At 71.3% G+C, this 21,588-nt stretch carries 17 protein-coding genes; 7 read left to right on the forward strand and 10 right to left on the reverse strand.

Features of this window, described 5'->3' with window-relative positions; genetic code table 11:
* Positions 1 to 86: 86 nt before the first annotated feature.
* The 9 genes from ACZ7DL_RS07335 to rfbA form a co-directional block, all read right to left on the reverse strand.
* On the reverse strand, positions 87 to 647 hold the full coding sequence (locus ACZ7DL_RS07335; protein ID WP_470772141.1) for a GNAT family N-acetyltransferase: 561 nt from the start codon (positions 645 to 647) through the stop codon (positions 87 to 89).
* Positions 647 to 1,627, reverse strand: coding sequence for an aldo/keto reductase (locus tag ACZ7DL_RS07340; protein WP_470772143.1), 981 nt, complete (start codon positions 1,625 to 1,627; stop codon positions 647 to 649). The genes ACZ7DL_RS07335 and ACZ7DL_RS07340 overlap by 1 nt, the downstream gene beginning before the upstream one ends.
* Positions 1,624 to 3,237 (reverse strand): PH domain-containing protein, encoded by a 1,614-nt coding sequence (locus ACZ7DL_RS07345; protein ID WP_470772145.1) that lies wholly within the window; start codon positions 3,235 to 3,237, stop codon positions 1,624 to 1,626. Before ACZ7DL_RS07345 ends, ACZ7DL_RS07340 begins: the two co-directional genes overlap by 4 nt.
* Positions 3,234 to 3,767, reverse strand: a complete 534-nt coding sequence (locus tag ACZ7DL_RS07350; protein ID WP_470772147.1) for a PH domain-containing protein — start codon at positions 3,765 to 3,767, stop codon at positions 3,234 to 3,236. The genes ACZ7DL_RS07345 and ACZ7DL_RS07350 overlap by 4 nt, the downstream gene beginning before the upstream one ends.
* Before the next feature lie 82 nt (positions 3,768 to 3,849).
* Positions 3,850 to 4,464 (reverse strand): LmbU family transcriptional regulator, encoded by a 615-nt coding sequence (locus ACZ7DL_RS07355; protein ID WP_470772149.1) that lies wholly within the window; start codon positions 4,462 to 4,464, stop codon positions 3,850 to 3,852.
* A gap of 450 nt (positions 4,465 to 4,914) precedes the next feature.
* Positions 4,915 to 5,796, reverse strand: a complete 882-nt coding sequence (locus ACZ7DL_RS07360) for an SAM-dependent methyltransferase (RefSeq protein WP_470772150.1) — start codon at positions 5,794 to 5,796, stop codon at positions 4,915 to 4,917.
* 10 nt (positions 5,797 to 5,806) lie between these two features.
* Positions 5,807 to 7,336 carry an aromatic amino acid lyase gene (locus ACZ7DL_RS07365; RefSeq protein WP_470772152.1) on the reverse strand — a complete coding sequence of 510 codons (1,530 nt, stop codon included), beginning with the start codon at positions 7,334 to 7,336 and terminating at the stop codon, positions 5,807 to 5,809.
* Between the two features lies 1 nt (position 7,337).
* Entirely contained in the window at positions 7,338 to 8,462 is a 1,125-nt protein-coding gene (locus ACZ7DL_RS07370) for an AMP-binding protein (RefSeq protein ID WP_470772154.1), read from the reverse strand.
* 83 nt (positions 8,463 to 8,545) lie between these two features.
* Positions 8,546 to 9,415: a glucose-1-phosphate thymidylyltransferase RfbA gene (gene rfbA, locus ACZ7DL_RS07375; RefSeq protein WP_470772156.1), complete on the reverse strand. Its 870-nt coding sequence runs from the start codon at positions 9,413 to 9,415 to the stop codon at positions 8,546 to 8,548.
* Positions 9,416 to 9,657: 242 nt separating this feature from the next.
* On the opposite strand from rfbA, the gene ACZ7DL_RS07380 reads away from it, so the two are divergent.
* The 7 genes from ACZ7DL_RS07380 to ACZ7DL_RS07410 all read left to right on the forward strand — a co-directional run bounded on the left by ACZ7DL_RS07380 (position 9,658) and on the right by ACZ7DL_RS07410 (position 20,363).
* Positions 9,658 to 10,887, forward strand: coding sequence for a methyltransferase domain-containing protein (locus tag ACZ7DL_RS07380; protein WP_470772158.1), 1,230 nt, complete (start codon positions 9,658 to 9,660; stop codon positions 10,885 to 10,887).
* Between the two features lie 90 nt (positions 10,888 to 10,977).
* Entirely contained in the window at positions 10,978 to 11,964 is a 987-nt protein-coding gene (locus tag ACZ7DL_RS07385; RefSeq protein WP_470772160.1) for a class I SAM-dependent methyltransferase, read from the forward strand.
* Positions 11,965 to 12,187: 223 nt separating this feature from the next.
* Positions 12,188 to 12,850: a 4'-phosphopantetheinyl transferase family protein gene (locus ACZ7DL_RS07390; RefSeq protein ID WP_470772162.1), complete on the forward strand. Its 663-nt coding sequence runs from the start codon at positions 12,188 to 12,190 to the stop codon at positions 12,848 to 12,850.
* 321 nt (positions 12,851 to 13,171) lie between these two features.
* Entirely contained in the window at positions 13,172 to 14,887 is a 1,716-nt protein-coding gene (locus ACZ7DL_RS07395; RefSeq protein WP_470772780.1) for a diaminobutyrate--2-oxoglutarate transaminase family protein, read from the forward strand.
* 277 nt (positions 14,888 to 15,164) lie between these two features.
* Positions 15,165 to 17,120 carry an IucA/IucC family protein gene (locus ACZ7DL_RS07400; protein WP_470772164.1) on the forward strand — a complete coding sequence of 652 codons (1,956 nt, stop codon included), beginning with the start codon at positions 15,165 to 15,167 and terminating at the stop codon, positions 17,118 to 17,120.
* 111 nt (positions 17,121 to 17,231) lie between these two features.
* Complete coding sequence (locus ACZ7DL_RS07405; RefSeq protein ID WP_470772166.1) at positions 17,232 to 18,002, forward strand: GNAT family N-acetyltransferase; 771 nt, start codon at positions 17,232 to 17,234, stop codon at positions 18,000 to 18,002.
* Positions 18,003 to 18,371: 369 nt separating this feature from the next.
* Positions 18,372 to 20,363: an ATP-dependent DNA helicase gene (locus tag ACZ7DL_RS07410; RefSeq protein ID WP_470772167.1), complete on the forward strand. Its 1,992-nt coding sequence runs from the start codon at positions 18,372 to 18,374 to the stop codon at positions 20,361 to 20,363.
* A gap of 148 nt (positions 20,364 to 20,511) precedes the next feature.
* Here ACZ7DL_RS07410 and lexA read toward each other — a convergent pair whose 3' ends face one another.
* Positions 20,512 to 21,291: a transcriptional repressor LexA gene (lexA, locus tag ACZ7DL_RS07415; RefSeq protein ID WP_333772146.1), complete on the reverse strand. Its 780-nt coding sequence runs from the start codon at positions 21,289 to 21,291 to the stop codon at positions 20,512 to 20,514.
* Between the last annotated feature and the right edge of the window lie 297 nt (positions 21,292 to 21,588).

Here is a 21,588-nt window from a genome sequence, read left to right on the forward strand (position 1 = left end):
CCGTGATCCGCACGGAGCCTGCCGCTCCCGGATCGGGGAAAATTCCGGTCTCGTGTCCGTCCCGTTCTCCGGGACGTCCGCCGCCGTCACGCCGGAGCGGTGCGCCAGCTCAGCGGCGGGGGGAGAAGCCGGTCCAGATTCCGGCCGATGTAGTACTCCCATTCGTGCCGGTGGACCTCGAACGTGTGCAAATCCCAGAAACGCCCGCGGAAATAGAGATAGTCCTCGAGGACCGCCGTCCGGCTCGGCTCGTCCTCGCTCAGTCCGAAGGCGGCGAAACTGGCCTGGGTCGTCTGGGCGATCACCTTCGAGATGTCGTACGTGGCGAACGCGAAATTGACGGTGAGGTGGACGGCCTCCGCTCCGACACCCATCCGGGCCTGCTCCGGATCCAGATAGAGCCCGCACCGCAGATGCCCGGCCGGACTGAGGCCGTGCAGCATGCTGAACCCCAGCACCCTGCCGCTGACCCGCTGCCGGACCAGGAAGGCGGCGCAGCACCGCGCCATCAGCTCCGCCGCCGGATCGCCCGCGGTGCGCACGCTCTCGAGTCCGGTCCGCAGCAGCGTGCTCACCACGTTCTCCCGCGCGTCGGCGGTGGTCGCCGGAACGAGCGCGATCCTGCGGGTCTGGGTGTGCGGGAACATCAGGACCGCTCCAATCCTGTGGGGAACCGGTCGCGGTCCCAGCTCATCTCGCCCGTGGTCGTGGGCAGTCGGGCGATGTCGGCGAAGTCCTGCGCGGTGAGCCGGAGGTCGCAGGCGGCCACGTTCTCCTCCAGCCACGCCAGCCGTCGGGTGCCCGGGATCGGCACCACGTCCGGGCCCTGCGCCAGGACCCAGGCGATGGCCACCTGGGACGGCGTCGACCCGTGCCGCCGCGCGATGGTCCGCAGCGTCTCGACGATCACCTGGTTGGCCCGGAAGGCGTCCGGGGCGAACCGCGGGTCCCGGCTGCGCGAGTCGGCCGCATCGAGCCCGGACCGGTCGACCGTGCCCGAGAGGAAACCCCGGCCCAGCGGGGCGAACGCGAGGAAACCCACGCCGTTGCGCCGGCACCAGGGCAGTACGGTGCCCAGATTCCCGGTGGCCCAGACCGACAGCTCGTACTGCACGGCCGTGATGGGGAACACCGCGTGCGCCCGCTCCAGTTCCTCGACCGTCGCGTGGGAGATGCCCAGCGCCCGCACCTTGCCCTCGGTCACCAACTCGCCGAGCGCGCCCCAGGACTCCTCCAGGGGGACGGTCGGGTCCACGCGGTGCAGCTGGTACAGGTCGATCGTCTCCCGGCCGAGCCGGCGCAGCGAACCCTCGCAGGCGCGCCGCAGATGGCCGGGCGATCCGTTCCGGTGCAGAGTGCCGTCGGGCGCGGGCACCAGACCGCACTTGCTGGCCACCTGGCCCTTGCTGCCGTGCAGCGCCCGGCCCAGCAACTCCTCGTTGCTGTACGGGCCGTAGACGTCCGCGGTGTCGAAGAGGTCGATGCCGAGGTCGACGGCCCGGTGCACGACCCGGACCGACTCCTCGTCGTCACGGGCGCCCGGGTTGTAGCCGTGCGACATGGAACTGCATCCGAGCCCGAGCGCACTCACTCGGAAATCCTCGGAGAAAATCGTCTCCCGCATCATTCTGACAATCCGTCGTTGGAGGAAGGGGGATGTGGTGACTCGCCTTCTTCGACAAAGGAAGAAAGCAGCTCCGGACTCGCCTGGCAGATAAAGGAGACGGCGTCGTCCGCGCCGATGTCGGGTGCCTGGTAGGTGCGATATCCGGCGGCCGTCGCAACGCGTACGGTCATCAGGCCGAGCCAACGTTGCACGAATGACTGGCGAACTGTCCAGCCGATGACCGCATTTGTCTGCAGTACCGCCGTGGACCTGCTGAGCAGTCCGCAGCGCAGCACGACATAGCGGCCCGCGCGTGTGTGCCCCAGGGCCCGGTACGCGACGACGGCCAGGACGACGGTGACCGGCGCCGCGGCGAGGGGCAGCGGCCAGGCCCACCCGGGCACCGCCCCGGTGGCTCCCAGCCAGGCCAGGACTCCCGCGGCGGTGAGCGGGACCAGCAGCGCCCACCACAGCCGCCGCCAGAGCGCGGCCCGCGGATGCGGCCGCAGGGGCGCGTCCAGCGGACTCGCGTCGTCGTCCAGCACGAGGCGCGCCACACGCCGCGCCTCGCCGACGGGACCGCGCGGCAGGATACGGCTGGCCGGCTCACTGCTCAGCGACCAGCTGCCGAGCCCGGTGGAGATGACCTCCGTCTCGGCCAGGCCGATCCAGCGCCAGAACAGCGGCTCGCTGAGGTGCAGACCCCGCAGCCGGGCGTCGTCACGGTGGACCTCCCGGGTCTGGAACAGCCCCTGCCGGGTGACCAGCGCCGTCCCGGTCTCCGTGGTCGTACGGACCAGCCGGAAACCGTAGTTGTCGGTGACGAAGCCGGCCGCGAGACCGGCGACGCCGATCAGGAACACCGCGCCGGTGCCCAGCGCGACGGTCCACCCGGTACCGAGACCGGTCCGGTCGAGAAGCGAGGTCACCGGCTTGCGCAGATCGAGACCCACGAGGAACAGCGACCAGTAGAGGCCGATGAGCAGGAAGCCCGCGACGAAGAACGCCCAGAGGCTGACGAGGTTGTAGGCCAGCCAGGACCAGCGGAGGGTGGCCAGCGTGGTCTCCGCCGGGTTGGGCTCGCCCGCGGCGGCCGGCGTCTCCTCCGGTGTCTCCTCTGTCTTCTCTGCATCTTTGCAAGGCGGTTCGGCGGCCGGTGTCCGTGCGTGCAGCAGCTCCCGGCGCAGCCGCTCGGCCGTGGCCCCGGAGACCGCGTTCAGGACGAACGGCGCCTGCGCGTCACCGGAGCCGATGTGCACGACGCGCACCCTGGCCAGCCGGTGCCAGAAACGGGCGGTGGTGTCCACCGTGCGAATGCGTTCCCGGGGTACGTAGCGGTACTTGCGGATCAGCGTTCCGACGCGTTGCTCCACTCGCTCGTCCGTGACCCGGTACCGCGTTCTGAGCCAGCGCCACAGGTCGCCCAGCGGACGGGCGGCTCCCAGGGCGCTGCCCACGGCCGAACTCCACACCGCGGTGGATCCGGGATGCAGGTCCAGCACGAACACCGTCAGATAGCTCGGCAGCATGGAGAGCAGAAAGGCGATGGCGTCGATCCATACCACCCGGATGTCGAGACGCAGCCAGGCGTCCGGATCCGCGCCGGGGCGGGCGGCCGTGTCACCGCTCATGTGGCGTCCCCGGGTGTGCTCTGGGTGATGGCGGTGAGCCGGGTCGCGAGGTCGGCGGCCGTCTCGGCGGTCAGGCCGGAGATGATGACCTGGCCCTGCCGGGACGCCGTGGTGACCCTCAGCGTGGCGAGCCCGAAGAGCTGCTGGAGCGGGCCGCGCACGGTGTCGATGGTCTGGATCCGGGAGACGGGGGTGACCCGCCACTCGCGCACCACCCAGCCGCGCAGCGAGTAGACCGCCTCGTCGCTCACCTCCCAGCGGTGGATCAGATAGCGGCAGGTGGGCGCGACGGTCACGCGCAGTGCGTAGACGGCGCCCAGGACGCCCAGGAGCGGTTCCAGCCAGGGCCTGGACGGCTCGAACAGCACATGGACGAGCGCCAGGGCGCCGAGAACGCCGCACCCCTTGACCAGGTTCGCCGTCGTCCACCACAGGATGCTTTTCCGCTCGACTCTGTTGCGCGGCGGACGCATCCGCAGGGGTATTCCAGGATTCGATACGAGGGTCATTCCAGTCGGTTTCTCGGTCATGGCGACGATGCTGCGGCACGCCGCCCGCGCGCAGCAATCGACTGATTCCGGCCGGGCCGGGACGTCGTATTGCGGCGGCTGCTCAGTTCTCTTCGCCTTCGGTGGTGAGCACCGTGACGGCCGCGTTGTCCAAAGTGGAGATGATCCAGTCGGCGAGATTCTTCTCGGTGCGCTCGGCGGCGGCCTCCCAACGCTGCTTCTGGTCGGCGATGAGGCTCACCTGGAAATGGACGACGTCCTGTGCGTCGCCGCGTTCCAGGTCCCGGCTGCGGCGGATCCGGCGCCGCAGTTCGTTCCGCGACCACCGGTGCTCCTCGGCCTGGGCGAGCCAGCTGTCCTGGTCCGGCTGGGGCAGGCCGGCGACCTCCGCGTGGTGCTGGAAACTCAGCTTCTCGCGCCGCCGATCCGGGCTGAACCGCCGTGCCACCCAGGCGTAGTTGCGCAGTGTCTGGTAGTCGAGCGCCGTCTCGGCGATGGCGTGCTTGTAGCGGTCGGGGTATTCGGCCTGCCCGTAGATGAGCCAGTCCCCGAGCCACCACGCCGAGGAGTCGGCGATGACGTGGATATGCCGTCCCAGATCCCGCCACTCGCCGATGGACATCCCCTGCGATATCTGGAGTGCCGTTCTTTTCGTCACCGCCCGGCCCGCGAGGGAACCACCGTTGTGCGCAATCCGGCGTACGGCCGGACCGTTCATTTCCGATGGTTTCCGCAAAATCCTCTGGTGTCGGATCTGCGGTGGTGCGGTGGCGGCTGAACGACTGGAGTTGATCATGTATGGGCGCCTCATTCCGTACGTGCCCTGTTTCCGTCCGGATCATGGCACGGCGGATATCGAAGACTCCTCGACGACTTCTAAACATCCAGGTGATGTGTCCTTCCCCCGGGCACGGGCCACGGGCAACCGGCACCTGCCGAACGGCCGGGAACGTGCGGCCGGGGAGGTGTGGCCGGCAACGTGCGACCGCGAGCGGGTGGCTGGGAGCGAGTCACCGCGAGCGCGCCGCCGGGAGAGTGCCGCCGGGGCGGAGTGCCGCCCGGGGAGGGCCGCCGGGGGGCGCGAGCGTGCCGTCCGGCGCAGACGAAAGCCCCCGCCGGTCCGGAGGTCTCGCGACCTCGGCCGGCAGGGGCGTGCGGGTCGTCCGCGTCAGTCGCCGGGTGGGGGGACCCGTGCGGTGACGAGGACGACCCCGTCCGTCTGCGGCTGCCGGGCGTACTCCACCCAGTCGACGCCGTCGCACATCTCGTACACGAGCTCCAGTTCCGCGGGCAGCGAGCCGTGGTCCCTGCGGTGCGCCGCCATCGCCAGGTGGAGACGCCCGAGTGTGTACTTGGTGTGCTCGGTGATGTCCGTGACCTCCAGCTCCTCCAGCCCCGCCGCCGTCAGGAAGCCCGGATAGTCGTCGGCCCGCACCATCGGCGCCGTCCGCGTCGCGGCGAGGATCCGCGCGGTGGCCGCGTTCTTCTCCTCGTCGTCGATCTCGGGGCCCAGCAGGATGTAGTCGGTCAGGACGACCCGGCCGCCCGGCCGCAGCACCCGCGCGATCTCCTTGAGCACCCGGACCCGGTCGGTGACGTGCACGATCGACTCGATCGCCAGCACGCGGTCGAAGGAGTCGTCCGGGAACGGCATCCGGGTCGCGTCGGCCTGCCGGAAGCCGGCCCGGTCCGCGACGCCCTCCTCCCGGGCCCGCTCCGCCGCGAGGGCGACGTCCCGGGCGCTGACGGAGATCCCGGTGACCTCCGCGCCCGACCACTTGGCCAGCCGCACCGCGGGCCCGCCCGTACCGCAGCCGAGATCGAGCACCCGCATCCCCGGCCGGACGTCCAGGCGGTCCAGCACCTCGTCCGTCATCCGGGCGTTGGCCACCTCGATGCCGCTGATGTCGTTCGGCCCCCGCCAGTAGCCGTAGTGGATGGCACCGCCGTACAGGTTGGTCAGGACCCGGTTGTTGCGGTCGTAGAAGTCGGCCACGTCATCCGGGTCGACGGCCACGGGGGAGTGGGGTCCGGTCGTCTGCCGGCTCATCCGTGGCCCCTCATCCGTCCGCGCCGGCGTCCGGGGCGCGCAGCAGCTCGGCTGCATGCTCCTCCAGCAGCTCCGCGGCCGCCCGCACCTCCTGGGCCATCGGCCGGTCCGCGTCCAGCGGCGGGGACAGCTCCGCGAGCCGCGCCCACAGGCCGCTCTGCCGGGTGTCGGGCTGCACCATCGCGGCGAGCTGGGTGACACCCAGGGCCAGCGAACCGACGGTGAGCCAGCCGAGCTTCAGCGCGTCACCGACGCCGTTGGCGCCGTTGAGCGCCATCGGGACGTGGTCCTGGTTCCAGCCGTTGGTGGGCAGGGTCGTCAGCGAGGCCGGGTAGACCAGCTGCCGGATCCGCGAGATGAAGGAGGTCGCGCTGATCTGGACCCCGGCGAGACCGCAGCCGCGGCCGGCCCGCGGGGTGAGCATGATCGGCAGGTCGCCGTTGGTGGCCGGGTTCAGCAGCAGGCCGAGCTGACGCTCCGCCAGATACGCGGCCGTGTGCAGGGCCAGGCCGGTCTGCTCCGAGGCCAGGCCGACCGGCATGGCGTGGAAGTTGCCGCCGTGCAGCAGCTGCCCCTCGAAGGTGATCGGGTTGTCGGTGCAGCCCTCGGCCTCCCGCAGCAGCACCTCGCCGGCGAAGGAGATCTGGTCCAGCGCGGCACCCAGTACCTGAGGCGCACAGCGCAGGCTGTACGGCTCCTGCAGCGGACGCTGCTCGGACCGCTCCAGCCCCGTCGGCAGGGTGTCGCGTATCCACCGAGCCACGACCTGCTGCCCGATCTGGCCCCGGGCCTGGCTCACGCCCGCGTGGAAGTGCTCCGGGTTGGCCCCCAGCAGTGTCGCGAGCCGGCCGGTGAGCACCGACAGTGCCCTGACCAGCCGGGTGGCCGACTGCTGGTTGCGGAGGGCGACGGCCAGGCCCACACCGGTGCCGTTGACGAAGGCGAGGGCCTCCCGGACCGGCCACTCGAGCGGCTCCACGCCCAGCTCGGCCAGCGCCTCCTTCGCCGGGCGCGTCCGCCACTCCCCGTCGTCCCCGCGCACCCAGGCCTCGCCGAGCCCGGTGAAGGCAAGGGCGGCACAGGCCAGCGGCTGGAGGTCGCCGCTCGCGCTGACCGTGCCGTCCCGCGGGATCGCCGGGGTGAAGCCGCGGTTCCACAGGTCGGCGAGGACCTGCCAGAACTCGGGCGAAACGGCCGAGAAGCCGCTGCGCATGCTGTTCAGCCGGAGCCGCAGCACCAGTCGGCAGACCTCGGGCGACAGCAGTTCGCCCTGGCTGGTGCCGAGGTGGGAGATGAGCGAACTGCCCTGCTCCATCTCCGAGGTGGCGGGGAACAGCACCAGCGGCCCGAAGCCCTGGGTGAGCCCGTAGATCGGCCGGCCACCCGAAAGATGCTCGGCGATGGTGGCCGCGCTCTGCTCCAGCCGGGCGATCTGCGCGGGCGTGCACGGTTCGATCCGTGCGTCCCAGTCGGCACTGGCGACGAGCTCGGCGAGCCGGCTGCCGGTGTCGCTGCTCGGGACCTCGAGGGCAAGAGTCATGTCAGTCCTTCATGTCCGTAGTGCTCGCGGCCTGGGCGTGGCGGACCTTGCCCAGGGCGGAGCGTTCGATCCTGTCCAGTACCCGGACCCGTCGGGGCCGGATACCGAGGCGCTGGTAGCCCGACGTCAGGTCGGTGTCCGCCAGCGTGGTGCCGGGGTTGAGGACGAGCAGCAGCTCGAAGTGCTCGCCGATCATGGAGTCGGTCACGGGCCGGATCGCCAGATCCCGGCAGTCGATCAGCCCGCGCAGCGCGTGCTCCATCTCGTCCAGGTTGATGCGGCGTCCGTTCACCTTGACCAGGCGTCCGCGGCGCCCGGCGAACCGGAAGGTGCGCTCACCCGTCCGCATCACCTGGTCGTCGCCCGTGAACACCGCCGGCGGGGACTCGCCGGGCCGGAACGCCAGCCGTGGGCTGCGCACCGCGAGCGGTACCTCCGTGTCGCCCGCCGGGTCGACCGGTACGGAGTCGGCGAAGGAGACGTCCCGGAACAGCGTCCAGTGCGGCGGTTCACCGGCACGCCACCGGCGGGTGGCGGTACCGCCCGCCTCGGTGGAACCCAGCACCTCCACGAGCAGCACCCGCTCGGGGCCCGTCGCGGCGAGGAACCGCCGGGCGTCCTCCGGCAGCATGGCACCGCCGTACAACACCGTGAGGTGGTCGAGCCGTTCGACCCAGTCCAGGTGCTCCAGCAGCAGCCGGAAGATCCACGGAGTGGCCGCCACCACCACCCGTCCGCAGCCCGTCTCGGGCATCGCGCCCACGAACGAGGACCGGTACCAGACGGGCAGCCCCATACGGGCCGGCATCACCACACTGGTCAGCGCGCCGTAGAGGTGCACGGGCGGAACGAACGAGACGACCGCCTCCGGCTCCTCCTCGCCGACCAGCTCGGCCAGCAGGCCCGCCTCACCCCAGACGTTCTCCCGCAGCCGCCGCCAGCAGACGCTCGGACCCGTGGTGCCCGAGGTGTGGAAGTCGATCGTCGGGGGCAGGTGTTCACGGATCAGCTCCGCCGGCTCACGGCTCGCCCGGTCCCAGCGCACGATCCAGGCCCCGTCGGCGACTTCGGGGGCGGTGAACCCGAGGGACAGCAGCTTCTCCGGGGCCATTTCCGAATAGTTCATGGGAACTCCTTGTGCGCGGCGCCAGGACAGCGCCCGGCGGTCCGCCGCGGCGGTGCGGTGTGTCCCGCCGGCGGGACCGGAGACTAAAGGGACTGGGCGATTTCCAGGAGATAGCGGCCGTAGCCCGATCCCTGCATGCTCTCGCCGATCTCCGCGCAGCTTTCCGGGGAGATGTAGCCCATGCGGACCGCTATTTCCTCCAGGCAGGCCACGCGCACCCCCTGTCGTTGTTCTATCACCTGCACGTACTGACTTGCCGCGAGCAGCGAATCGTGCGTACCGGCGTCGATCCAGGTGAATCCGCGGCCCAGTTGCGTGAGATGGGCGCGGCCCTGCTTGAGATACACCTTGTTCACATCGGTGATTTCCAGCTCACCGCGTTCCGAGGGCGTCACCGAGCGGGCTATTTCCACGACGTCGGAGTCGTAGAAGTACAGCCCGGTGATCGCGTTGTTCCCCCGTGGCCGGAGCGGCTTCTCCTCGATGGACACGAGATTTCCCTGGGCGTCGGTCTCGCCGATGCCGTACCGCTCCGGGTCGGACACCGGGTAACCGAAGAGCGTGCAGCCGTCCAGCCTGGCGATGGACTCCCGCAGCAGGCGGGGGAATCCGGCGCCGTGAAAGACGTTGTCGCCGAGGATCAGCGCCGTCGGGTCGTCGCCGATGAAGTCGGCGCCGATCAGGAAGGCGTCGGCGATGCCCCGGGGCTCCGGCTGCACCCGGTAGCTGAAGTCGAGGCCCAGCCGGGACCCGTCGCCCAGCAGATTCCTCAGGGCCGGCAGGCTCGCCGGCGTCGAGATCACCAGGATGTCGCGAATGCCGGCCAGCATGAGGACGGAGATCGGGTAGTAGACCAGTGGTTTGTCGTAAACGGGAAGCAACTGCTTCGACGTTCCCCAGGTCAGCGGTTGCATCCGCGTTCCACTGCCACCCGCGAGGACTATTCCCTTCATTGCCTCACCTGTTCGTCGATGAGAGTGTGGCGGAGCGAGACGTTAGCAGCACCCCGCGGTTTCACCGTCCCGCCGGCGAGACCATAACCCTGCTTCCATGAATGCGCCCCGGCCTTCCGGGGGTACGGTGCGGTACGGCACCCGAGGCGGCGGCCGGGGCGGATTGTTCGCCCCCGTGCCCGGGGCTATATTTCCGCGGCATCGTCCGCATTCCTCAACGGTTCGGCACGTCAGGAGATTTCATGTCGCGCACTTCCCGCTGCCGTGTGTGCAACGGCACGGTCACGGAGTTCTTCGATTTCGGACGGCAGCCGCTCTCCGACTGCTTCCTCGCGCCGGGCACCGCCGTGGAGAAGGAGTTCTTCTTCCGGCTCGCCACCGGCGTCTGCGGGGAGTGCTCCATGGTGCAGCTGACCGAAGAGGTCCCCCGGGAGCACATGTTCCACGACGAGTACCCCTACCACTCTTCCGGCTCGCTCTACATGCGCGCCCACTTCGAGGACCTCGCCAAGCGCCTGCTCGCCCGGGAACTGACCGGCGAGAACCCGTTCGTGGTGGAGATCGGCTGCAACGACGGCATCATGCTGCGCACCCTCGCGGACGCCGGCATCCGGCATCTGGGCGTCGAGCCCTCCGGCGGCGTGGCAGACCTGGCCGCCGCCAAGGGGATCCGGGTGCGCAAGTCCTTCTTCGAGGAGTCGACCGCCGAGGAGATCCTCGCGGCGGAGGGCCACGCGGACGTCATCTACGCCGCCAACACCCTGTGCCACATCCCGTACATCGGGTCGGTACTCGCCGGCGTGCGCCGGCTGCTCGCACCGGGCGGGATCTTCGTCTTCGAGGACCCGTACCTGATGGACATCACGGAGCGCACGTCGTTCGACCAGATCTACGACGAGCATTTCTTCTTCTTCACCGTGCAGTCGGTCCGGTTCATGGCCGCCCGGTACGGCCTCGAACTCGTCGACGTGGAGCGCCTGCCGGTGCACGGCGGCGAGGTCCGCTACACCCTCGCCCACCAAGGCGCACGCCGGCCCAGCCCCGCCGTGGACGAACTCCTCGCCGAGGAGCGGGAGAAGAAGATCTCCGACCCGGCGACGCTGGAGCGGTTCGGCCAGAACGTGGTGAAGATCGGCAAGGACCTCACCACGCTGCTGCGCGACCTCAAGGACCAGGGCAAGCGGGTCGTCGCCTACGGCGCCACCGCCAAGAGCTCGATGATCACCAACTTCTGCGGCATCGGCCCCGAACTGGTCGAGTTCGTCAGTGACACCACACCCGCCAAGCAGGGCCGGCTCACCCCCGGCACCCACATCCCGGTCCGCCCGCACGAGGCGTTCTCCGACCCGTACCCGGACTACGCGCTGCTCTTCGCCTGGAACCACGCGGAAGAAATCATGGAAAAGGAGCAGAAGTTCCGCGAAGCGGGCGGCAAGTGGATTCTCTACGTCCCGGACGTGCGGGTCCTGTGATCCCCGGCGGCGGTGGCACACCCCGCGAGGATGCGCCCCGCCCTGCAACGTCACCCCATGCATTGCCAATTGGAGGAGCAGATGGATCCGATGTCCCCAGGCGCCCGCGGTGCCGCGCAGATCTTCAACTCGACCGTGGCCGGATTCGCCATCGCGGCGGCCTGGGAGACGGGAGTGCTGGACGAGCTGGAGGAGTACGGCGCCCTCAGCCTGCCGGACTTCTGCGCACGCCATGACCTCCACCAGGCCAGCGTGTCCGCCACGATGACCGCCCTGGCCTCGGTGGGCGTCGTGGAGCGGCACGGTGACAAGGTGGGCACCGGGCCGGAGTTCGCCGAGGTCTACCGGGGCAAGGCCTTCTTCCACTGGCTGACGGTGGGCTGCGGCGAACTCTTCTCCGACATGGCCGGCGTCAGCCGCAACGCCAACCGCTCCGGCACCTTCTACCGGCGCAACGGCGCCGCCATCGGCTTCGCCTGCCGTGACATCAACGCCCAGTCCTTCGACCCGGTGTTCTGGCAGGCGATGGAGGCGCTGGACTTCGACTTCACCTCCGTCGCCGACCTGGGCTGTGGCAGCGGCGGCCGGCTCGCCCAGATCGCCCGCCGCTATCCGCAGGCGAGCGGCATAGGCATCGACATCGCCGGGGACGCCCTTCGGAACGCCACCGCGGAGGCCCGCGCGACCGGACTCGGTGACCGTCTGGAGTTCATCGAGGGCGACGTCATGGAGCTGCGGCCCGACCCCCGCCTGGAGTCGGTCGAGGTCCTGACCTGCTTCATGATGGGCCACGACTTCTGGCCGCGGGAGAACTGCGTGGCCTCGCTGCGCCGGCTGCGCGAGGTCTTCCCCGGAGTCCGGCGCTTCCTGCTGGGCGACACGGCACGGACCGACGGCATCCCGGACCGCGACAAGCCGATCTTCACGCTGGCCTTCGAGACCGCGCACGACCTGATGGGCGTCTATCTGCCGACGCTCGCCGAGTGGGAGGGCGTCTTCGAGGAGAGCGGCTGGCGATGCGTCGGAGTCCGACCGGTCCAGGTACCCGCGGACTCCGTGATCTTCGAACTGGCCTGATCCCCGGAGGCCCTCGTCCGCCCGCGCCGTGCCGGGTCCAGCCTGCTTCCGGCCGAGCCCGGCCCGCGCGGGCGGCAGGCGATGCCCGGGCTCGAAGGATGCGAACCGTCCGTACCGTCGCAGGCCCTTGCCCCATCCGTGCCGTGGGGTCACCCGGCGTCCGGCCGAGCCCGGCCCGCTCCGGCGGCAGGCGCTGTCCGGGTGGGAAAGAGAGGAGCACCGCTTGCTGGGCGACCTCCTGCCCGCCTCCGCGGTCTGGGCAGAACGCTTCGACGACAGCGACCCGGTCACGCTGTACCCGGAAGAGGCGGCGGCGGTCGCTGACGCCGGTCCCGAACGCAGGAACTCCTTCGGCACCGCGCGGCACTGTGCCCGGCTGGCCATGGCGGCGCTCGGGCGGCCGCCGGCGCCGGTGCCGCCCGGGGTGCGGGGCGCGCCCCGTTGGCCCCAGGGCCTGGTCGGCAGCATGACCCACTGCGCCGGTTACCGCGCGGCGGCCCTCGGCCTCACCTCGCGCCTGCTGGGCATCGGCATCGACGCCGAACCGCACCGACCGGTGCCCCCGGGCCTCGCGGAGGCGGTGTCCCTGCCCGAGGAACGCACCGCTCTCGCGCGACTCAACGCCGAACACCCGCACATCCATGCAGACCGCTTGCTGTTCAGTGCGAAGGAAGCGGTCTACAAGGTGTGGTTCCCGCTGACCCACCGCTGGCTCGGCTTCCGCGAAGCCACCGTCTCCTTCCAGCCGGACGGCCACTTCACCGCCCGGGTGCTGCCCCCGGCCCCCGTGGTCGACGGAAGCCGCCTCTCCACCTTTCCGGGACGCTGGTCGATCAGCCACGGACTCGTCGTCACGGCCATCGCCCTGGAACGGCCGGACGGCTGAGCCTCTCAGCCACGCGCGCCCGTGCACGGGGACTTCCCGGAGCGTGGCCGCCCGCATGCGGGCCACGTGGACGGCGCCGGACGGCCGACGCGCGCCCGGTGCGAGAGACCCGCCCCAGCCGGCCGCGGCCGTGAGGGGCGGCAATGCCGTACCCGGCGGCCCCGCCCACGACTCCCGAATGTCATGGCAATGATCTCGGCATGACCCGTAACCCGTTGACCGGTCCGCTGTTGTAGGCGGTGGGGGGCCTGCTGCCTGTGTCCGGTCCCCGCGGATCAACTCGCCTCTGAACAGCGGGGAGGACAGCGCGCCGTGGCCGTTATGGAGTCGATGCCAGGAGGCACACCCGGGGAAGCGCGGGCTGTGCTCGACGGGATCCTGAAACGCCAGTCGGCGCGTGAGTCCTCGGCACGCACCTACGCCCGTGCCCTGCCCATCGTGCCCGTCCGGGCGCGCGGGCTCACCATCGAGGGCGCCGACGGCCGCCGGTACCTGGACTGCCTCTCGGGGGCCGGCACCCTCGCCCTCGGCCACAATCACCCGGTCGTCCTGGAAGCCATCCGCAAGGTCCTCGACTCCGGAGCCCCTCTCTCCGTCCTCGACCTCGCGACCCCCGTCAAGGACGCGTTCATCACCGAGCTGTTCCGCACACTCCCGCCCGGCCTCGCCGACCGCGCCCGCGTCCAGTTCTGCGGACCGGCCGGCACCGACGCCGTCGAGGCCGCCCTCAAACTCGTCCGGGCCGCGACCGGCCGCACCGGCATGCTCGCCTTCACCGGCGCCTACCACGGCATGACCGCCGGCGCCCTGGCCGCCTCCGGCGGTGCCCCCGACGTGCAGGTCGCCCGCCTGCCCTACCCCCAGGACTACCGCTGCCCCTTCGGCATCGGCGGCGCACGCGGCGCCGAACTCGCCGCCCGCTGGACCGAGTCCCTCATCGACGATCCCAAGTCGGGCGTGCCCCTGGCCGCCGGAATGATCCTCGAGCCCGTCCAGGGCGAGGGCGGGGTCGTTCCCGCGCCGGACGACTGGCTGCGCCGCATGCGACGGCTCACGGCGGACCGGTCCATCCCGCTGATCACCGACGAGATCCAGACCGGAGTCGGTCGCACCGGCGCCTTCTGGGCCGTCGGTCACAGCGGCATCACCCCCGACGTCATGGTCCTGTCCAAGGCCATCGGCGGCAGCCTTCCGCTGGCGGTGATCGTCTACCGCGACGATCTGGACGTCTGGCAGCCCGGTGCACACGCCGGCACCTTCCGCGGCAACCAGCTCGCCATGGCGGCGGGCACCGCGACACTCGCCTACGTCCGCGAGAACGGCCTCGCCGACCGGGCCGCCATGCTCGGGCACCGCATGCTGTCCCAACTCCGCGCTCTGGCCGAGGAGTTCCCCTGCCTGGGTGACGTCCGAGGCCGCGGCCTGATGATCGGACTGGAGCTGGTCGATCCGGAGGCCGACGGGGCCACCTCCCACGCCGGGTCCGCCTCCGACCCCGGGTGCGGACCCGGTGCCGCGTCCGCCTCCCGTACGGGGTACGCCTCCGACGCCCGGTACGCCTCCGACGCCGGGGCGGCTTCCGGTGCCGGGCCTGGCTGGGGTGCCGGGTCCGCCCCTGGTGTGGGGCCGGCGTCGGGTGTGGGGCCCGCGTCGGCCGCCGGGCTTGCCTCCGGTGCCGGGCCTGCCTCCAGTGACGGGTCGGCCACGAGTGTGGGGTCGGCCTCCGGTGTCGGCTCGGCCTCCGGCGACCACCTCGCCGCCCCGACGGGACGGAAGCCCACCCGCATTCCGCCCCCCGCCGCGCCCGAACTCGCCGCCGCCGTGCAACGGGAGTGCCTCCAGCGCGGGCTCATCGTGGAACTCGGCGGCCGTCACGCGTCCGTGGTCCGGCTGCTTCCTCCCCTGACGATCAGCGACGAACAGGCGGCGGCCGTCCTCGACCGCCTGGCCGACGCGGTGGCAGCCGCGGCCCGCCACCACCAGACCCAGGGCCCATACCAGCAACGCGGCCACAGCCCCGCCCAGCGCGCGGGCTGAGCTCCGTACTCCTCCCACCCGGCCCCCGAGGCCGGCTTCGGCCCTCAGGCCGTTACCCCGCACCATCTCGACCCGCCTCCCTTTCCGGGCATTCAGGCCGACGCCCACCGTCGTCGACAACCGCATAGCCATCTCGTCCACGCCCCGCTTCTTCGCCCATCCGGCCCGTCGTCACGGTCCGTCGACACCGGCCCGGCGGCCACCGGCCACGACGCCACGGTGACCGAGCGGACGCCGGAGCGAGCCGCGCCGCCTCCCCATCCCCCAAGGAGCCGTCATGAACGCCACCCCAAACCCCGACGGCCGCTCCGGCGCTCCCGACGAACCGGGAGGCTCCGGTGCCTCGCCCTCTCGCGTACCGCTCACCGAGTCGGTCCCCCAGCAGAAGAGACGGGAGGCGGACCCCGCGCGACGCACAGAGCCCGGCGCGGACCTGCTGGAGGACCCGGATCCCCGTACCGCGGCCGAGGCAGCCGCCGTCGAGAACCTGCTGCGCTGCTGGGTCCGCGAGACCGGCCTCGCCGCCCCCACGACCGGCAGCCTCCACATCCCGTTGCCCGCCAGCGCCACCGCGCTGATCGCGCCCGTCCGCTACTGGTCCCCGACGGGCTGGCACCGCTTCGGCCCGCCGCGCTTCCCGGACGCCCCCGAGACCGCGCCTCCCGTCGACGCCGTCACACTCGCCGCACTGCTTGTCAGGGAACCAGCCGGTGACACCGGCAGCCCCCTCCCCGCCGCGGCCCCCGCTGTGACCGGCCAGGGCGAGGCCGGTGACCTCGTGGCCAGGGTGGCCGATTCCGTCCGACGCACCGCGACCTTCATCCGCCACCGGCGCGACCACCCCGCCGACACCCCCGACCTCTTCCTCGACGCCGAACAGGCCCTCCTCCTCGGACACCCGCTCCACCCCACCCCGAAGAGCCGAGAGGGCCTCACCGAGGCCGAAGCCGACCGGTACTCACCGGAGTTGCGCGGCTCCTTCCCCCTGCACTGGCTCGCTGTCGCCCCCTCTCTCCTCGCGACCGACTCGGCCTGGACCGAGCGCGGCCGTCCCGTTCCCGCCGACCACCTCGTCCGACGGCTCGCCGGCACCGGACTGCCGCTGCCGGACGGCTACACCGCCCTGCCGCTGCATCCCTGGCAGGAGCGGGAGGTACGGCACCGCCCCTCCGTCGCCGCACTGCTCGACTCCGGGCTCCTGCGCGACCTCGGCCCCCTCGGCACTCCTTGGCACCCCACCTCCTCCGTACGAACGGTCCACCGGTCCGGCGCCCCGGCGATGCTCAAGCTGTCGCTGGGCCTGCGCATCACCAACTCCCGCCGGGAGAACCTGCGCAAGGAACTCCACCGCGGAGTCGAGGTGCACCGGCTGCTGCGCACCGGCCTGGCCAAGGAATGGCAGGCCGCACACCCCGGCTTCGACATCGTGCGCGACCCGGCCTGGCTCGCCGTCGACGACCCGGACGGCCTGCCCGTACCGGGACTCGACGTCGTGATCCGGCACAACCCGTTCGCCCCGGCCGACGATGTCGGCTGCGTCGCCGGACTCGTCTCACCTCGCCCCCTCGCCGAGCCGGCCGCCAACGCCCCATCCCACCCGGCGGCTTGGCCGATGCGATCCCGGCTGGCCCAGCTCGTCGCGCGGCTCGCCACGCGCACCGGACGGCCCGTCGGTGCCGTCGCCGCGGAGTGGTTTCTGCGCTACCTGGAGCAGGTCGTCCGGCCCGTGCTCCGGCTGGACAGCGAAGCCGGCATCGCCCTCGAAGCCCATCAGCAGAACACGCTGCTCCTGCTGGACGGCGCCGGCTGGCCCGGCGGTGGACGCTACCGCGACAACCAGGGCTACTACTTCCGCGAGTCCCGCCGAGCCGAACTGGACGCCCGGCTGCCCGGCGTCGGCGAGCGCAGCGACACCTTCGTCTCGGACGAGGTCACCGACGAGCGCTTCGCCTACTACCTCGCCGTCAACAACGTGTTCGGGCTGATCGGTGCCTTCGGCGCCCAGCGCCTCGCCGACGAGCGGCTGCTCCTCGCGGCCTTCCGCCGGTTCCTCACCGACCTCGCCTCCGGGTCCGCCCCGCTGCGCACCTCCCTGCCCGGCCGCCTGCTCGACTCACCCGTCCTGCGCTGCAAGGCCAACCTGCTGACCCGGCTGCACGGTCTCGACGAACTCGTCGGTCCGGTCGACACCCAGTCCGTCTACGTCACCATCGCCAACCCCCTTCATTCCTGAGCGAACACCTCAGCGCACCACGTGAGCGGTGCGCACCCGTGAGCGAGCCGCCCCCGTCCTCCCGCACATCCGAGGAACATGACTCACTTCGTCTCCTGAGAGGAGCGCACCGTGCCTCCCACCGACGCGAGCGCCGGAATCGGCCCCGCCTCTGCCCATCCGGGCTGTGCCGGGCCGCGAGCGGACATCGCGGGCCCCCGGAACTCTGTCTTCCGCGAGTTCACCGTCGTGGACGAGGACCCGGACAGCGAGGACACGCTGGACCTGCGTCTGCCGGCCGAGTTCGTCGCCCTCCGCGCCGGGACGACGGCAGACCTCCTCGGCCGGCTCCCGGCGTGGGGGCAGGTGCCGACCCCCGTGGGCTCCTTCCAGTTGCTGCCCGTACGCATTGATCAGGACCCGTCGCTCGTCCACCGCTGGATGAACGACCCCGCCATCGCGGAGTTCTGGGAGCTGGCCGGGCCCCCGGACCGTACGGAACACCACCTGCGGGCCCAACTGCACGGCGACGGGCGCAGCGTGCCGTGTCTCGGCGTGCTCGACGGCACCCCGATGAGTTACTGGGAGATCTACCGGGCCGACCTGGATCCGCTGGCCCGCCACTACCCGGCCCGGCCGCACGACACCGGCATCCATCTTCTCGTCGGTGACGCCGCCGACCGGGGGCGAGGGGTGGGATCCACCCTGCTCCGATCCGTGGCCGACCTGATCCTCGACCGGCGTCCCGCGTGCGCCCGGGTCGTAGCCGAACCCGATGTTCATAACACCCCCTCCGTCGCCGCGTTCCTGAGCGCCGGCTTCCGGTTCGCGGCCGAGGCCGACCTGCCCGGAAAGCGGGCCGCCCTCATGATCCGGGACCGGGTCCTGCGCGATGTGTTGTAGCGTCGCGTGACCGGCCGCTCACAATGAGATACGAACCGCGGGTCATCGGTGTTCCCGCGCCGGAGAAAAAAAGTTCGCGGCCGTCCCACAGCCCCCATCGCGGCCGTCCCACAGCCCCCCATCGCGGGCGCCGCGCACTGCCTCGACCCTGGCATCCCGCACCGGACCCCGGTGCCGCCCACCGCCTGCACTCTGCTGTCGCCCACCGAGCCCCGGTGCCGCCCACCGCCCCAGCCCACTCGACCTCAGCCCACCGCCCCAGCCCACTCGACCCCGTCCCACCGCCCCAGGAGCCCCGACCGTGATCCCGCCCCCTGCTGTCACCGTGACCACCCGTTTGTCAGTGCAGGGCCGTAGGGTGGTCAGGCTATGACGAAGCCCTCCCTCTCCGAACTCCTGCATGCCGCCGTCGCCGCCGTCGGCGGCACGGAGCGCCCCGGCCAGGTGACCATGGCCGAATCGGTCGCCGAAGCGATCGACGACGCATCCCACCTGCTGGTCCAAGCCGGCACCGGCACCGGAAAGTCGCTGGGCTATCTCGTGCCCGCGCTCGCGCACGGAGATCGGGTGGTCGTCGCGACGGCCACGCTCGCGCTGCAGCGCCAGCTCGTGGAGCGGGACCTGCCCCGCACGGTCGACGCGCTGCACCCGCTGCTGCGCCGCCGCCCGGAGTTCGCAATGCTCAAGGGCCGGTCGAACTACCTGTGCCTGCACCGACTGCACGAGGGCATGCCGCAGGACGAGGAGGACGGTCTCTTCGACCAGTTCGAGGCCGCCGCGCCCACCAGCAAGCTGGGCCAGGACCTCCTGAGGCTGCGGGACTGGGCGGACGAGTCGGAGACCGGCGACAGGGACGATCTCACCCCAGGCGTCTCGGATCGCGCCTGGGCGCAGGTGTCGGTGTCGTCGCGGGAGTGCCTGGGCGCGTCGAAGTGCGCGTACGGCGCCGAGTGCTTCGCGGAGATGGCCCGCGAGCGAGCCAAGCTCGCCGAGGTCGTGGTCACGAACCACGCCCTGTTGGCCATCGACTCCATCGAGGGCGCTCCGGTGCTGCCGCAACACGAGGTGCTGATCGTCGACGAGGCGCACGAGCTCGTCTCCCGTGTCACCGGCGTCGCCACCGGCGAGCTCACGCCCGGCCAGGTCAACCGTGCCGTGCGCCGGGCCGCCAAGCTCGTCGACGAGAAGGCCGCCGATCAGCTCCAGACCGCCGCCGAGGGCTTCGAGCGGCTCATGGAGCTGGCGCTGCCGGGCCGCCTGGAGGAGATCCCCGAAGATCTCGGCTACGCCCTGATGGCGCTGCGGGACGCCGCCCGTACGGTCATCTCGGCGATCGGCGCCACGCGCGACAAGTCCGTCCAGGACGAGGACGCGGTCCGCAAGCAGGCGCTGGCCTCAGTCGAGACGGTGCACGACGTGGCGGAGCGGGTCCTGAACGGCTCGGAGTGGGACGTCGTCTGGTACGAGCGGCACGACCGCTTCGGCGCCTCACTTCGGGTGGCCCCCATGTCCGTCTCCGGACTGCTCAGGGAGAAGCTCTTCGCGGACCGCAGCGTCGTCCTCACCTCCGCGACGCTCAAGCTGGGCGGTGACTTCAACGGCGTCGGCGCCTCGCTGGGCCTCGGCCCGGAGGGTGTGGAGGGCGAGGACCTGCCGAAGTGGAAGGGCGTCGATGTCGGCTCGCCCTTCGACTACCGCAAGCAGGGCATCCTGTACGTCGCCAAGCATCTGGCCCGTCCCGCGCGCGACGGCGAGCGCGCCGACATGCTGGACGAGCTGACCGAGTTGATCCAGGCGGCCGGCGGCCGGACGCTCGGGCTGTTCTCGTCCATGCGGGCCGCCCAGCTCGCCGCGGAGGAGCTGCGGTCCCGGATCCCCGAGTTCCCGATCCTGCTGCAGGGCGAGGAGACGCTCGGCGAACTGATCAAGAACTTCGCCGCCGACCCCAAGACGTGTCTCTTCGGCACGCTGTCGCTGTGGCAGGGCGTCGACGTCCCGGGGCCGAGCTGTCAGCTGGTCGTCATGGACAAGATCCCGTTCCCGCGCCCCGACGATCCGCTGATGAGCGCGCGCCAGAAGGCGGTGGAGGACGCGGGCGGCAACGGCTTCATGGCGGTGGCCGCCACCCACGCGGCCCTGCTCATGGCGCAGGGCGCGGGCCGTCTGGTGCGGGCGTCCGGCGACCGGGGCGTGGTGGCCGTACTGGATCAGCGGCTGGCCACCGCGCGGTACGGCGGTTACCTCAAGGCGTCACTGCCGGACTTCTGGTACACCACGGACCGCAATCAGGTCCGCAAGTCGCTCACGGCGATCGACGCGGCGGCGAAGCAGGCGGAGATGCAGCAGGCGGCGGCAGAGTGATCGCGGGGTGGCCTGACCGGCGTCGGTCGGGCCACCCCGCGATGGGCGACCGTCCCGCGGCCGCCCGGGCACACGCAGGGCCCCGGAACCGGCGCAGGGGTTCCGGGGCCCGGTCAGGGAGCGAGCCGGGGCCCGCCGACCGCAGGCGTCACACGCGCCGCAGCACTGCGACGACCTTGCCCAAGATGGTCGCATCGTCGCCGGGGATGGGCTCGTAGGCCGAGTTGTGGGGGAGGAGCCATACGTGGCCGTCCTCGCGCTTGAAGCGCTTCACGGTCGCCTCGCCGTCGAGCATGGCGGCCACGATGTCGCCGTTCTCGGCGACCGGCTGGCGGCGCACGGTCACCCAGTCGCCGTCGCAGATCGCGGCTTCGATCATGGAGTCGCCGACGACCTTGAGGACGAACAGTTCACCGTCACCGACGAGCTGGCGGGGGAGGGGGAAGACGTCCTCGACGGACTCCTCCGCGAGGATCGGGCCACCGGCAGCGATACGGCCGACCAGCGGGACGTACGACGCGGCGGGCTTGCCGGCGGTGTCCGTGGGCTGCACGGTCACGGCCTGGTCGGAGCCGCGCACCTCGTACGCGCGCGGGCGGTGCGGGTCGCGGCGCAGGAAGCCCTTGCGCTCCAGCGCCATCAGCTGATGGGCGACCGACGAGGTGCTGGAGAGGCCCACGGCCTGGCCGATCTCCCGCATCGACGGCGGGTAACCGCGTCGCTGCACGGAGTCCCTGATGACCTCGATCACCCGGCGCTGCCGGTCGGTGAGCCCGGAGCTGTCCGCCCGGATGCCTGGAGGTCGGCCCGGCAGGGAGCGCTTGTGTCCCTCAGGATTCGTGGCTTCGTTCATCGCGTGTACCGGCTCGACTCGGCCCTGGGAGCGGTCCTGGGCGGTGATGGTGGCACTGTCTGCGGTGGTGGTCACGTCGGCCCCTCTCGATGGTCTCCCTGCTGCACAACGGTAGTTGCTTTCGAAAGGTTGCGCCAAACACACGTTCGAGTGAAAAAGTGCGTTTCACCTGACGCGATCAGGTGTCTGGGTGTATGGCTCACGCGACACTTGGCGGACAAAAGCGGCCATTGTTGTACTCTTCACCGCCGGGGTTGCTCGCCTCGTGGGCTGCGCCCCCAGTCTGCCATCCGGAATCCCGCAGTCCGGGACCCGGGGCCCTTTTGTGCGGGAGTGACGCGCGTTCGCCGCGCGGCACCCACGCTATCCCTC

This window comes from Streptomyces sp. NPDC036984 (genome assembly GCF_055607665.1).